We start from the raw sequence: 12,246 nt of genomic DNA on the forward strand, positions 1-12,246 counted from the left end.
GGGTGAGATCCGCCCGACCGATTCCAGCGTGCGCGCCGAGATCGCGGCGCTGTCGTGGCCGGAAACCGTTGCCTGGCTGGGTCGCCGGCTCGCCGAGGCGCTGGCCTACGCCGACGAGCACGGCGTGCTGCATCGCGACGTCAAACCGGCGAACGTGCTGCTCACCGCGGAGGCGGTGCCGAAACTCGCCGATTTCAACATCAGTTTCAGCCGCGAGGTGGCCGGCGCCAATCCGGTGGCGTACTTCGGTGGGTCGCTGTCGTACATGTCGCCGGAACAGTTGGAGGCCTGCCATCCCGGCTACCGCCGTTCCGCCGACGATCTGGATACCCGTTCCGACATCTACTCGCTGGGTGTGGTGCTGTGGGAGCTGCTGACCGGTGCCAAGCCGTTCGACGACAGCACCGCGGGTGAGCGCAGTGACTCCACCGCGCTGGGGGCGATGCTCGCACGTCGTCGTGCTGGTGTGGATTCGGCTGCGCTGCAACGAGTTCCGCCCGATTGTCCGGCGACACTGTGCAGGGTGTTGCGGACCTGCCTGGCGCCCACGCGTGACAAGCGGTGGTCCAACGGCAACGAACTGGCCCAGCAGTTCGAACTGTGCCTGGACGCGCGGGCCCGCGAACTGGTGGATCCGGCACCCACCAGCTGGCGTTTCCGGGCGCGGAGGTGGCTGGTGCCGCTGGTACTGCTGGCCTATGGCACTCCGAATGTGCTTGCGGCCGTGTACAACACGGTGCACAATCGAACCCTGATCATCGACCGGATGAGTGCGCCCGCCCAACAGACATGGTGGATTTTCACCAGCACGGTGAACGTGGTCTTCTTCCCGGTGGGCATCGTGACCGTGATGTACTTGTCGCGCTATCTACTCACCGTTCCGCGCGGTATGCGGCGCGGACGTGAGTATGACTCCCGGATACTCGCCCGAGCCAGATCCGATGCCCTGCTGTTCGGTGATCGGTGTGTGGTGGTGGCGTTCTCGCTCTGGACCCTGTCGGCGATTCTGTTCCCGCTCGTGCTGCACTTCGCGACCCACGAGCTCACCGGACAGGAGATGGTGCACTTCGTGGGCGGGCTGCTGGTGTGCGGCGCGATGGCGGTGGCATATCCGTTCTTCCTGGTGACGTTCTACATGGTCCGCTGCGTCTACCCGCTGTTTCTCCGGCACGGCGACATCAGCCCCGAGGATGCGGTGCACCTGCGCCGGCTCGATCGCCGCTGCAACGGATATCTCGCGGTGGCGGCGTCGGTGCCACTGCTGGCGGTGGCCGGGGTGACATTCCTGCCGCTGAGCGATACTCCGAAGATCATCGTCGCGGTGCGGGTGTTGTGCGTGGGATCCATCGTCGCCTTCGTGGTCGCCTATGTGCTGTTCCGGGCGCTCGAGGCAGATCTGCGCGCACTGGAGCGAGTGGTGGACCCTGAACATCAGCAGACTGCCGGTCGGCTCTGAGTTTCACGGATATCGGATCGGACCGCGGTGTTCCCGCGCTCCGATCAGCGAATCGTCACCGTGATGAAGAGAGTTCGTTTCACTCCCGGATATGCGGGTATCGGATGGTTCGAGCCACCGCTGATCGCAGCCGGTCGCCGGATCGGTGCGAGGTGAGCGAAAGTGAGGAGATTGCTGTGATCACTCTCGGGGTTGTCCTTCTGGTTCTCGGTTTCCTGCTCGGGATTCCGATCCTGTGGACTCTGGGCATCATCGCGCTGGTCGTGGGGGCTGCACTGGCTCTGCTGGGAGCGCTGGGACGCCCGGTGGCCGGCCGCGCGCACTACTACTGACGCACTCGGCCGCCGCGGGCTGCGCGCGGCAGCGACGTGAAGACGCGACCGCCCCGGAAGACGATTTCCGGGGCGGTTTCGCATATGTCGTGCCCAGCATGGCGGGGTCCGTCACGCCAGCAGGACGTGCTGGCGGACGTCGATGTAGCCGTCGCGGAAGAGGTCGGCGCAGCCGGTGAGGTAGCGGATGTAGCGGTCGTAGACGGCGGGAGAAGTCAGGGCGACGGCTTCGGGGCGGTGGTCGCGGAGGGCCTGTGCCCAGAGGTCGAGGGTGCGGGCGTAGTGCGGCTGCAGCGATTGGACGTCGTGCAGGGTGAAGCCGGCCTGTTCGGCGTATTCGCCGATCCACTGCGGCTGCGGAAGTTGTCCGCCGGGGAAGATCTCGTCGAGGACGAACTTGCTGAACGCCAGATATTCGTGGGTGAGGGGGATGCCCATCTCGCGGAGTTGGTGACGGTGGAAGCCGATGATCGTGTGCAGCATCATGCGGCCGTCCGGGGGGAGCAGGTGGTGGCAGCGTTCGAAGAACGCGTCGTAGCGTTCGCGCCGGAAATGTTCGAAGGCTCCGATCGAGACGATCCGGTCGACCGGATGGTCGAATTCCTCCCAGCCGCGCAGATGCACCTCACCGGTGCCGGTCGGCAGCCGGTCCAGCAGCTCCCGCACGTGCTCGTACTGGTTGCGGCTCAGCGTCAGGCCGATCACGCGCACGTCGTATTTCTCGACGGCGCGCAGCATGGTCGAACCCCAGCCGCAGCCGATGTCGAGCAGCGTCATCCCCGGATGCAGATCGCATTTGCCGAGCGACAGGTCGATCTTGGCGAGCTGTGCCTGTTCCAGGGTGAGGTCCGGTTCGCGGAAGTACGCGCAACTGTAGGTGCGCGTGGGATCGAGGAAGAGGGCGAAGAAATCGTCGGACAGGTCGTAGTGGGCCTGAACGTCGGCGTAGAACGGTGACAGATCGGTCATGGTGACCTCTGATGGTCGGTTTCGGGAAACGTTCTGCCTCTGATACGAGCTACCCCGGCGGTGGGTTCGACCCGGCCGCCGCACCATGCGCGCTCGACCAGTATGCGCCTCTCGCCACGGCGCAGGGACGCGATCGGCGGATCGGCCGAGGTCCGGGCATGTGGCCGCCGGAACCGTCAGTCGTTCCCGCGCGCCGTCCCGCTGTCCCACGCGCTGCGCCGAAGCAGGCGCAGACCGTTGAGTCCGACGATGACCGTGGAACCCTCGTGTCCGGCGACGCCCAGCGGTAGCGGAAGGTGGCCGGCGAGATCCCAGGTGATCAGGGCGGCGATGAAGGTCGCGGCGATGATCAGATTGGCGGTCACGGTGCGGTGCGCACGGCGCGACAGGGCGATGACCGCGGGGACGGTGGTCAGGTCGTCGCGGATGACGACCGCGTCGGCGGTATGCAGGGTGAGGTCGGATCCGTTGCCGCCCATGGCGATTCCGGCGTGCGCGGCGGCGAGCGCGGGTGCGTCGTTGATGCCGTCGCCCACGGCGGTGATCCGGTCGCCCGCGGCTTCCAGTTCTTCGATCGCGGCGACCTTACCTTCGGGCAACAGCTCCGCCCGCACATCGGTGAGTCCGAGCCGGCCGGCGAGCTGCCGGGCGGCGGCGAGGTTGTCGCCGGTGAGCAGAACCGGTGCGGCTCCGGTGATTTCGGTGAGCGCGGCGACGGATTCGGCCGCCTCGGGGCGCGCCTGATCGGAGAGGCCGAGAATCGCGATCGGCCGGTGCTCGTGGCGCACGATCACAGCGGTATGCCCCGCGGCTTGTATCTCGGCCACGATGGCCGCGGCGTCCGTGTCGGGCGAATCCAGCAGTGCGGCAGGCGATCCCACCTCGATGAGGTGACCGTCCACGGTCGCGGTGACGCCGCGCCCGGGTTTCGCGCTGAAGTGGTCGACGGGCGGCGGGGCGAGTCCGCGTTCATGACAGGCGCGGACGACTGCCGTGGCCAGCGGATGCTCGCTGGAGTATTCCGCGCCCGCGGCCCAGCGCAGGACTTCCTCGGCCGTGTACGGGCAATCGGGCAGCACCCGGATATCGGTGAGTTCCGGGACACCGCGGGTGAGCGTGCCGGTCTTGTCGAAGGCCACGCGCGTGGTGCTGCCCAGCCGTTCCATCACGACGGCGGATTTCACCAGCACGCCGTGCCGGCCGGCGTTGGCGATCGCGGCGAGCAGCGGCGGCATGGTGGACAGCACCACCGCGCACGGTGAGGCGACGATCATGAACGTCATGGCCCGAAGCAGCGAGTCGCGCAGCGCCGCACCGAAGATCAACGGTACGGCGAAGACCGCGAGCGTCACCGCGACCATGCCCACCGAATAGCGCTGCTCGATCTTCTCGATGAACAGCTGCGCCCGCGCCTTGGTCCGGCCGGCCTGTTCGACCAGGGCGGCGATCCGGGCCACGACCGAGTCCTCGGCCCGGCGCCCGACCCGCACGCGCAGGACGCCGGTGCCGTTCGAGGTTCCGGCGAAGACCTCGTCACCGGGTGTCTTGTCCACCGGCATGGGCTCGCCGGTGATGGTTGCCTGGTCGACCTCGCTCGCGCCCGCCACGACCGTGCCGTCGGCCGCGATGCGATCTCCGGGACGGACCAGGATCACCTCACCCACTTCCAGATCCGCTGCCCTGACGGTCGTTTCGACGCCGTCGTCGATCCGGGTGGCGGTGTCGGGTGCCAGATCGAGCAGGCCGCGCACCGAATCCTCGGTGCGCGCGGTCGCGAACGCCTCCAGTGCGCCCGAGGTGGCGAAGATGACGATCAGCAGTGCGCCGTCGGTGATCTGCCCGATCGCGGCGGCGCCGATCGCGGCCACCACCATCAGCAGGTCGACGTCCAGAGTCCTTTCGCGCAGGGCGCGCACTCCGGCCAGGGCGGGTTCCCAGCCGCCGGTGAGATAGCAGGCCAGATAGAGCGACCACCACACCTCGGGAGGTGTATGCAGGAGCCGGGCCACCGAGCCGGCCGTGAAGAGCAGGAGTGCCGCTGTGGCCCAACGGATTTCGGGAAGCGCGAACAACCGCGTCCGCCGCGTGGGTATCGCCGTGAGCGCGGCGGGACGCGTGGCGACCGGTGCGGACACGAGAAACCTCCGAAGGTCGGGAGCGGACAACCCGAGAATAACAGAACACGTGAAGAGGTCTTCATGTATACCTGGTCGGCTAAACTCCACGGTTATGGGACATGGCGTCGAGGGTCGCGATCGGCCGATTGCCCGGCTGGACAGTGAGTCCGCCGCGCATGTGGCGACCACCCTGCAGGCGCTGGCCACGCCGAGCCGGTTGCTGATCCTCAGCGAACTGCGCCAGGGGTCGCGGCCTGTCTCCGAACTCGCCGAGGCGGTGGGGATGGAGCAGTCCGCGGTCTCCCATCAGCTCCGTCTGCTGCGCAATCTCGGGCTCGTCACCGGAACCCGCGCCGGGCGCAGCATCGTTTACAGCCTCTACGACACCCACGTCGCGCAGTTGCTGGACGAGGCGGTGTATCACAGCGAGCATCTGCGTCTCGGCCTGTCGGATCGACCGCGAACGGCCGGCTGAGGACGTTTCGGGGCGCTTTCGTCGACCTTCCGGTCCGGTGGCGAGTCGGGGCTCCGTTTGTCTGCGCCGACGGAATCGGCCTGTGGTGGCGTCGGTAGGTGCCGGCGATTTCGCGGACGTCGACTCGGTTCGTCCGATATCGCGCCGGTAGCGCGGCCCTTTCGTGCGCAGTTCATCCCGTTCCTGTTGACAACGCCCTGACCCTCGCGCACACTGCTCTTATTAGAGAGCGCTGCTCTCAAGAGAACGAGAGGGCAGTCATGCAGGAACTGTGGAAGTGGGCCAACCTGACCGTCGCGTTCGCCGTGGAGCTCGGCGCGCTGGTGGTGCTGGGACTGTGGGGATGGCGCGCCGGTGACAGCACCGTGGTGAAAGTGGTTCTGGCGCTGGGCATCCCGCTGGCCGCCGCGGTGGCGTGGGGAATGTTCGCGGCGCCGAAGGCGAGTTTCGATATTCCGCTGCTCGCGGTGATCACCAAGGTCGTGGTGTTCGGTGGCGCCGCCGCCGCGCTGTGGGGACTGGGCCATCGGGTGGCGGCGGTCGTCTTCGCGGGCTTGGTGATCGCGAATCTGCTGGCGATAAAAGTGGGCCACCTGAATTCGTAGCGCCGGCCCGGAGTACGGGCCGGCGCCCACGCTCACGGCACGACTTCGAAGACGTCACCCGGATTGACGTAGTCGTAGAAGGCCTTGGCCCCCTCGGGGGTCATCCGGATGCAGCCGTGGGACTGCTCCTCGATGGGTCCGATATGGGTGGCGATATCGCCGTTGAAGAAGACGGCCCACCGCATTTCGGCGTTGTGCATGGTGCTCCAGTGGTACGGCTCCTTGAACGCGACGTGGAAGGTGCCGGGCGGCGTCTCGTACCCGGGCCGCCCGTGCGAGATGGGGGTCGGGCCGTAGACCACGCGGCCGTTGTCCATCAGCCAGCCCTCATTGGTCGACAGGCGCAGGCAGGCGCGTGCGGCGGCCGAACACGGAGCCGAGATCTGGCCGGGCGGGGAGGGTACGAGTTGCGGAATGCCGGGGATGTCGGGGCCGCCGGGCCACACCGGATCGGCGCCCGCGGGCACCGTGACTGCGAATCCGGCGGCCGCGATCGCGGTCGCGGCCGCCGCTCGGATCGTCCATCGGGTGATGCTCGTGCAGTTCATAGCGTCCGACCTCTCTACCCGGCCCGCTGTCCGGCCGAGCCGGGCGGCGGGCACTTCGTCGACAAGCTGGGACGGCACCGTCAGCGATCGATGTGTGTTCGATCACAGTGCATGGTTGATCATTGTGACCCGCCGCGGGCCCCGATGGTGCGGAAGAATCCGCCTTGTTATCACAAATCGGGCAGACCGAGTTCCAGGTTGGGTGCGGCGATACCGCCGTCGATCTCGAGAATCTTGCCGGTGAGATAACTGCCCGCGGGGGAGCACAGATAGACGATGCCGGCCGCGATATCGGTCGGATCGCCCAGCCGATGCAGCGGCGTATCGGCCTCCATCTTGGCCTTGACCTCCGGATTCTGTGCCACTACCTCGAGTGCGGAGGTCAGCACCGAGCCGACCGCGATGCCGTTGACCCGGATTCGCGGCGACAGATCCGCGGCGGCCAGCCGGGTCCAGTGTGCGAGCGCCGCCTTGGCCGTGCCGTAGGCGAGGAAGCCGCGCCCGGGCGCACGGCCCATCATCGAGGAGATGTTGACCACCGAGCCGCCCTCGCCGGCGAGCATGTGCGGGACCGCCGCGCGGGTGAGGGCGTGCGCGGTGGAGACGTTGAAGCGGAAGGCTTCCTCGAGGAATTCCGCGGAGGTGGTCATGAACGTGTTCGGCATGGTGCCGCCGACATTGTTGACCACGATGTCGATGCGGCCGAATTCGGTGGCGGCGGCGTCGGCCAGTGCCGTGACGGCGTCGAGGTCCGACAGATCGCAGGCCACGGGGAGGGCGCGCCGTCCCGTCGCGCGGATCTGCTCGGCGACCGCGTCCAGCTGCGACTGCGTGCGCGCGGCGATCGCCACATCGGCGCCCGCCTCGGCCAGGGCGAGGGCCGTGGCGGCGCCGATGCCGCGGCCGGCGCCGGTGACGACGGCGGCGCGGCCGTCGAGTCGGAATTTGTCCAGGATCATCGCTAGTCCTCTCGGTTGTGGTCCTCGCAGTGTTAAGAATTAGCTCTTAACTGTCAAGCGCTAGTGCTTAATCCGCTGGTAGGACGTATCGTGCTGAGGGTGGAAGCAGTGAGTGCCCGGGAGCGGTTGATGATGGCGGGGGAACGGCTGATCGCCGAGCGGGGATATCTGGTGCCGCTGCGCGATATCGCCGCCGCGGCCGGGCAGCGCAACAACTCGGCGATCCCGTATCACTTCGGCTCCCGCGACGGACTGGTCGAGGCGGTGGTGCAGCAGCGGCTGGCGACCCTGGAGGTGCGCCGATTGGAGTTGCTGGCGCAGCGCCCGGCAGCGGACGCCGACGACGTGCACACTCTTCTCGACGCGCTCGTCATCCCCATGTTCGAACTGGGGGCGAGTGACGAAAATTCTTATTACGCAAGGTTTCTCGAACAGATTCGCACCCATCCGGCGGTATCGGATGCGGCCAACCTGGACAGCGCCGAGCGGACCTCGGTGCGAGTGATCGTGAGCGGGCTGGACCGCGCCCTGTCGGACCTGCCGCCGCGGCTGCGGCATCGCCGGCTGCGCAGTCTCACCACGGTGCTGTTCGCGCTGCTGGCCGACCACGAACGGGCCGTCGAGGCGGGGCGGATCGCCGCCGACGATCGCGAGGCGTGGGACCAGGTCATCGACATGCTCGCCGGCACCCTCACCGCCCCGGTCACGACGCGTACCCGCTGACCGTGTGACAACGCCGTCCATCGAGGCTGGCGGCTCACCACGCCCGCCGATTACGGTGAACTCCGTGGATATCGCGCGCGAGCTACCCGGCGAACGGTCGGTGCCGCGCACCGGATGGCGTAGTCAGGGCGGGCCGCTACTGGCGGCCGGTGCGGTGGTCGCCGCGGCCGCGGTGCTGCACTTCCACGATCCGCACAGCCAGGGGGCCTACGGGATATGCCCGTTCTATGCCCTGACCGGATGGTGGTGTCCGGGCTGCGGTGGACTGCGCGCTGTGCACAATCTCACCGAAGGCCGGGTGCTCGACGCGCTGCACAGCAACGTATTCGTGCTTCCGCTGCTGCTCACCCTGGCGCTGTGGTGGGGGCGGTGGGCGCTGGGCCGCTGGCGCGGCCGAGCCGACACCGCCTTCCCGTTCACCCTTCGTGGCCAGGCGCAATGGTGGTTGATCGGGCTGCTCGCGCTGTTCACCGTGGTCCGAAATACCCCGTGGGGTACATGGTTGGCCCCGGTCTAGGCGGGCATGCTGGGAGTATGACCCAGGAGATCGCTGATTCACTGAAGGCTCGGGTGCGCGAGAAGATGCTGCGCCAATTGAACGAGGACGGCGCGCCCGACGCCGAGCAGGACGATCCGCGCCAGATCGCGATCGAGAACGACCTCGAGGCCATCGATTCCGTTCCCGACGGCGATCCGCTGATCGAAGAACTGGCCGCCCGCTACCTGGTGCCGTGAATCGGATGGTGCCGAATCAGATCGTGCAGGGTGCCGCGCCCTGCCCCGCCTCGGTCAAACCGGGCCGGGTCTCCGGCACCGGGGACCACTGACCGCCGGCATTCGTGTAGTTCCACGAAGCGCCGTCTCGAACCAGTCGGCTCAGCGCCTCGAGCAGGCGATCCGCATCCGCGACCGATGTGCCCAGACCGACGCTCGCGCGCACCGCGCCGTCGACACCGAGCCGCTGCAGCAGGGGATGTGCGCAGAATCGCCCGTCGCGCACGCCGATACCGAATTCCGCCGACAGATACGCCGCGATCCGGCCGGGCTCGAACCCGTCGACGGTGAACGCGACGATGCCCACACTGTCGGCGCTGTCGGAGAAGATGCGCAGTTGCCGAACGCCCGCAACGGTTTTCAGGCCGTCGCGCAGGCGGCGGATCAGATGGTGTTCGTGCTCGACCACGGCCTGTTCGTCGAGGGCGTACAACGTTTCGCAGGCCGCCGCGACGGCCGCCGCGCCCAACACGTTCGGTGATCCCGCCTCGTGCCGCTGCGGTGCGGGCGCCCAGTGCGCCTGCTCGGTGGTGACGGCGGTGACCGCCCCGCCGCCGGCCAGATACGGCGGCGCCGCGTCCAGCCAGTCCCGGCGGCCCACCAGCACACCCGCACCGAACGGCGCGTACAACTTGTGCCCGGAGAAGGCCAGGTAGTCGATGCCGGTTCCGCCGGATTCCGCGAACGACTGCAGGTCGATTCGGCGATGCGGGGCCAGCTGCGCGGCATCGACCAGGATGCGGGCGCCGTGACGATGCGCGATCGCGGTCAGTTCCGTCAGCGGCAGCACCTCACCGGTCACATTCGACGCGCCCGTCACCGCAAGCAGCGCAGCGGGTTCGGCGCACAGCTCGGCCTCGATCCGCCGCAGCGTCTCCGCGATCGTCTCGGCGGCGGGAACCACCCGGCGGCCGCGGCGCGTCCAGGGCAGGAAATTCGCGTGGTGTTCGATATCGAGCACCACGGTGTCGCCGGGAACGCAGCAGGCCAGCAGATTCAGCGAGTCGGTGGTGTTGCGGGTGAACACCACCACCTGGTCGTCGGCGCAGTTCACCGCCCGTGCCACCGACACCCGCGCCGCCTCGTAGCGATCGGTGCTGATGCGGGAGGCGTATCCGGCGCCGCGGTGCACGCTGGCGTAGTAGGGGAGCAGCTCGTTCACGCGATCGGTGACCTGGGCCAGGGCAGGGGCGCTGGCGGCGTAGTCGAAGTTGGCGTAGGTGCGGAAACCGCCCTGCACCAACGGAACTCGCAGATCGCACCCGGAGACGCGCGCGATCGGTTCACCGGTGCGGCAGGCGCGGGTTGCCTGGCCGGCGCAGTCCGATGCCGCGCAGGTGCAGGAGGCGCCGTAGCGGCAGGCGCAGCCTCGGTGAGAGCAAACCTGTTCCGGGACAACGGTTTCGGCGGTGGCGGCGGGAATTGTCGAGACAGCAGTACGCATCGGGGCGATCCCTTTGTTCAGGGACTCCGGATGTGGAGGTGATCGGAGTCCGCGCTTGCCGTGCTCGGTCGAGCATCGGCCAGGTCGTCACCCGGAGCACCCCACCGCGGAGGAGGGTTGCCGACCAGCTAGCCGGGGCTTGACGCTGGTACTCGTGACCTGAGCCGAGAGTGACAGAACCGGCCCGCCGTTGTCAAGCACCCGACTGGAGCAGGCAGTGGCGCCGCGCTGGCCCCGACATCGCGGGGCGCGTGAAAGATGTTGCCGCTCAGTCCAATCCGGCCGGGCGGTGATAGGTGCCGTTGTAGTACAGCAACGGGTTGCGCATCGGCTCGCCACCGGTGTCGTCGTGCACCCGGGTGACCAATCCGACCACCAGGGTGTGGTCGCCGATGGGAATCAACCGGTGCACGGTGGCCCGCACCCAGATCGGGGTGCCGTGCAGCACCGGCTCGCCCGTGTCCAGCGTCGACCACAACTCCGGGTCGGCGAAACGCTCCTCGGCAGCGCGCGAAAACCGTTGTGCCAGATGCTGTTGATGTTCGCCGAGGAAGTGCACGACGACCGAATCGGCCTCGCTCATCGCGTCGATGGACGAGGAGGTGTGCGCGATGTTGAACGAGATCAGCGGCGGATCCAGCGAGAGCGAGGCGAAGGAGGTGGCGGTGAAGCCCACCGGGCGTTCCGGCCGGCTCAGGGTGACGATCGTCACTCCCGCGGGATAGTGGCGCATGGCTGCCCGGTACTGCGCTGCGGTGACACCGTCGTGGCGGGGTTCGAGATGCTGAGGGTCGAGATCGGCCAGCTCGGCGTCGGGTCGCTGGGAACTGCTCACGACTCCAACCTACGTCGTGCCCGCCCGCCCGCAATCCCGACGCCGTCCCGGCCCCGCCGAACTGCCCCGATACGCTGGACGAATGAGTGATTGGAAGGCTTTCGACGTCGAGCGCACCGGTCACGTCGCGCGAGTGACGCTGACCGGGCCCGGCAAGGGCAACGCCATGGGCCCGGATTTCTGGAGTGAACTGCCGCTGATCTTCGGCGAGCTGGACGCCGATCCGGAGATCCGCGCGGTCGTGCTCACCGGTTCCGGTAAGCACTTCTCCTACGGCCTCGATCTGCCCGCGATGAGCCCGACCTTCGGTCCGCTGCTGGGCGAGAAGGCCCTGGCCGCACCGCGCACCGATTTCCTCTACGAGATCCGCCGCATGCAGGCCTCGGTGACCGCGGTCGCCGACTGCCGCAAACCCGTGATCGCCGCGATCTCCGGCTGGTGCGTCGGTGGCGGACTCGATCTCATCGCCGCCGCGGATATCCGCCTGGCCAGTGCGGAGGCCAGCTTCAGCCTGCGCGAGGCGAAGGTCGCCATCGTCGCCGACATCGGGTCGCTGCACCGGCTGCCGGGCATCATCGGCGAGGGCCATGTGCGCGAGCTCGCCTATACCGGCAAGGACATCGACGCCGCCCGTGCGGAGAAGATCGGCATGATCAACGACGTCTATCCGGACCAGGAGGCGGTGCTGGCCGCCGCGCACACGCTGGCGGAGGAGATCGCCGCGAATCCGCCGCTGGTGGTGCAGGGCATCAAGGATGTGCTCGATCAGCCCAAGGCCGGCAAGGTGGCCGACGGGCTGCGGTACGTCTCGGCGTGGAACGCCGCCTTCCTGCCCTCGGAGGATCTGACCGAGGCGATTCAGGCCGTCTTCGAGAAGCGCAAGCCGAACTTCCAGGGCAAGTAGCGCACGTACCTGCCGACACGGCTGCCGAATCGGCGAGAGCGCCCGCGGGACGCATACGCCCGCGAGCGCCCTCGCTCGGTAGGGATGCCCGGCGGCCCGGCGGCG

The 12,246-nt window shown here is 68.1% G+C and carries 14 protein-coding genes and 1 riboswitch; of the genes, 8 read left to right on the forward strand and 6 right to left on the reverse strand.

Going from position 1 to position 12,246, the window contains the following annotated elements:
- Both ON23_RS01755 and ON23_RS38390 read left to right on the forward strand, forming a co-directional pair.
- On the forward strand, positions 1-1,456 hold a 1,456-nt coding region (locus ON23_RS01755; RefSeq protein ID WP_039775665.1), incomplete at its 5' end, for a serine/threonine-protein kinase.
- A gap of 176 nt (positions 1,457-1,632) precedes the next feature.
- A complete protein-coding gene (locus ON23_RS38390) occupies positions 1,633-1,788 on the forward strand; it encodes a DUF6131 family protein (RefSeq protein ID WP_086006819.1) in 156 nt (51 codons plus the stop codon).
- 111 nt (positions 1,789-1,899) lie between these two features.
- On the opposite strand, the gene ON23_RS01760 is transcribed toward ON23_RS38390, so the two are convergent.
- Together ON23_RS01760 and ON23_RS01765 are read right to left on the reverse strand one after the other, a co-directional pair.
- Positions 1,900-2,757, reverse strand: a complete 858-nt coding sequence (locus ON23_RS01760; protein WP_039775667.1) for a cyclopropane mycolic acid synthase family methyltransferase — start codon at positions 2,755-2,757, stop codon at positions 1,900-1,902.
- Between the two features lie 176 nt (positions 2,758-2,933).
- Entirely contained in the window at positions 2,934-4,892 is a 1,959-nt protein-coding gene (locus ON23_RS01765) for a heavy metal translocating P-type ATPase (RefSeq protein ID WP_039775670.1), read from the reverse strand.
- Between the two features lie 94 nt (positions 4,893-4,986).
- Between ON23_RS01765 and ON23_RS01770 the strand changes: the two genes are divergently transcribed.
- Entirely contained in the window at positions 4,987-5,349 is a 363-nt protein-coding gene (locus ON23_RS01770; RefSeq protein WP_039775672.1) for an ArsR/SmtB family transcription factor, read from the forward strand.
- Positions 5,350-5,609: 260 nt separating this feature from the next.
- On the forward strand, positions 5,610-5,954 hold the full coding sequence (locus ON23_RS01775) for a YrdB family protein (protein WP_039775675.1): 345 nt from the start codon (positions 5,610-5,612) through the stop codon (positions 5,952-5,954).
- 32 nt (positions 5,955-5,986) lie between these two features.
- Here the strand turns inward: ON23_RS01775 and ON23_RS01780 are convergent, their stop codons facing one another.
- Both ON23_RS01780 and ON23_RS01785 read right to left on the reverse strand, forming a co-directional pair.
- A complete protein-coding gene (locus ON23_RS01780) occupies positions 5,987-6,502 on the reverse strand; it encodes a L,D-transpeptidase (protein WP_051041826.1) in 516 nt (171 codons plus the stop codon).
- Between the two features lie 170 nt (positions 6,503-6,672).
- Positions 6,673-7,461 carry an SDR family oxidoreductase gene (locus tag ON23_RS01785; RefSeq protein WP_039775677.1) on the reverse strand — a complete coding sequence of 263 codons (789 nt, stop codon included), beginning with the start codon at positions 7,459-7,461 and terminating at the stop codon, positions 6,673-6,675.
- Between the two features lie 99 nt (positions 7,462-7,560).
- On the opposite strand from ON23_RS01785, the gene ON23_RS01790 reads away from it, so the two are divergent.
- The 3 genes from ON23_RS01790 (at position 7,561) to ON23_RS01800 (ending at position 8,919) form a co-directional block, all read left to right on the forward strand.
- Entirely contained in the window at positions 7,561-8,184 is a 624-nt protein-coding gene (locus tag ON23_RS01790) for a TetR family transcriptional regulator (protein WP_157170140.1), read from the forward strand.
- Between the two features lie 64 nt (positions 8,185-8,248).
- The gene (locus ON23_RS01795; protein ID WP_039775765.1) at positions 8,249-8,701 is read left to right on the forward strand and encodes a DUF2752 domain-containing protein; all 453 of its coding nucleotides are present in this window, start codon (positions 8,249-8,251) and stop codon (positions 8,699-8,701) included.
- A gap of 29 nt (positions 8,702-8,730) precedes the next feature.
- A complete protein-coding gene (locus ON23_RS01800; RefSeq protein ID WP_039775767.1) occupies positions 8,731-8,919 on the forward strand; it encodes a hypothetical protein in 189 nt (62 codons plus the stop codon).
- Between the two features lie 16 nt (positions 8,920-8,935).
- Here ON23_RS01800 and ON23_RS01805 read toward each other — a convergent pair whose 3' ends face one another.
- Entirely contained in the window at positions 8,936-10,402 is a 1,467-nt protein-coding gene (locus tag ON23_RS01805; RefSeq protein WP_083903631.1) for an aminotransferase class V-fold PLP-dependent enzyme, read from the reverse strand.
- 46 nt (positions 10,403-10,448) lie between these two features.
- Positions 10,449-10,562: riboswitch (SAM riboswitch) on the reverse strand.
- Between the two features lie 108 nt (positions 10,563-10,670).
- Positions 10,671-11,135, reverse strand: a complete 465-nt coding sequence (locus ON23_RS01810; RefSeq protein ID WP_083903646.1) for a flavin reductase family protein — start codon at positions 11,133-11,135, stop codon at positions 10,671-10,673.
- A 184-nt stretch (positions 11,136-11,319) separates the two neighbouring features.
- Between ON23_RS01810 and ON23_RS01815 the strand changes: the two genes are divergently transcribed.
- The gene (locus tag ON23_RS01815; RefSeq protein WP_039775683.1) at positions 11,320-12,141 is read left to right on the forward strand and encodes a crotonase/enoyl-CoA hydratase family protein; all 822 of its coding nucleotides are present in this window, start codon (positions 11,320-11,322) and stop codon (positions 12,139-12,141) included.
- Positions 12,142-12,246 lie beyond the last annotated feature (105 nt).

Source organism: Nocardia cerradoensis NBRC 101014, from assembly GCF_000308535.1.
Taxonomy (GTDB): Bacteria; Actinomycetota; Actinomycetes; order Mycobacteriales; family Mycobacteriaceae; genus Nocardia; species Nocardia cerradoensis.

Bases quoted from the DNA above. Each gene is read 5' to 3' on its own strand.
- ON23_RS01785 (WP_039775677.1), bottom strand. From the start codon at position 7,461: ATGATCCTGGACAAATTCCGACTCGACGGCCGCGCCGCCGTCGTCACC.
- ON23_RS01805 (WP_083903631.1), bottom strand. From the start codon at position 10,402: ATGCGTACTGCTGTCTCGACAATTCCCGCCGCCACCGCCGAAACCGTT.
- ON23_RS01780 (WP_051041826.1), bottom strand. From the start codon at position 6,502: ATGAACTGCACGAGCATCACCCGATGGACGATCCGAGCGGCGGCCGCG.
- ON23_RS01770 (WP_039775672.1), top strand. From the start codon at position 4,987: ATGGGACATGGCGTCGAGGGTCGCGATCGGCCGATTGCCCGGCTGGAC.
- ON23_RS01760 (WP_039775667.1), bottom strand. From the start codon at position 2,757: ATGACCGATCTGTCACCGTTCTACGCCGACGTTCAGGCCCACTACGAC.
- ON23_RS01810 (WP_083903646.1), bottom strand. From the start codon at position 11,135: ATGCGCCACTATCCCGCGGGAGTGACGATCGTCACCCTGAGCCGGCCG.
- ON23_RS01775 (WP_039775675.1), top strand. From the start codon at position 5,610: ATGCAGGAACTGTGGAAGTGGGCCAACCTGACCGTCGCGTTCGCCGTG.
- ON23_RS01815 (WP_039775683.1), top strand. From the start codon at position 11,320: ATGAGTGATTGGAAGGCTTTCGACGTCGAGCGCACCGGTCACGTCGCG.